Below are 311 nucleotides of genomic sequence, written 5' to 3'. Positions count from 1 at the left end.
GGGCCTTTTCACAGGCAAGGCCCAGCGTCATCACCTTGGTGATGGATGCCGGGTGCAGTTCCTCGTTCATGTTCTGCTGGGCCAGCACCAGACCGGTGTCGGCATCGATGATGCAGTCCGCTTCCGTAGCCGTCAGTGCAGGCCCGGCAGCTGCCGCGCCCGGCGCAAACGCCGCCAGTGCGGTCAAAAGCACCGCACACAGCATGGCGATGTGTTTTTTCATTCCAGTTCCTCTATCTCAAGATATTATGATATAGTATACCACATTTTTATCCATCTGAAAAGAGAAACCCTCAGTTCCACTCCCGGAG

General features: G+C 55.6%; 1 pseudogene. It reads right to left on the bottom strand.

The window, feature by feature from the left end:
- Positions 1–223 (bottom strand): annotated as a pseudogene (locus P0G09_RS17615) (D-alanyl-D-alanine carboxypeptidase); the annotation flags it as partial.
- Positions 224–311: the final 88 nt, after the last annotated feature.

The sequence above is a fragment of the Faecalibacterium sp. DFI.5.82 genome, assembly GCF_029076575.1.
Taxonomy (GTDB): Bacteria; Bacillota; Clostridia; order Oscillospirales; family Ruminococcaceae; genus Faecalibacterium; species Faecalibacterium duncaniae.
This window is presented reverse-complemented; position numbering and strand designations above follow the sequence as displayed.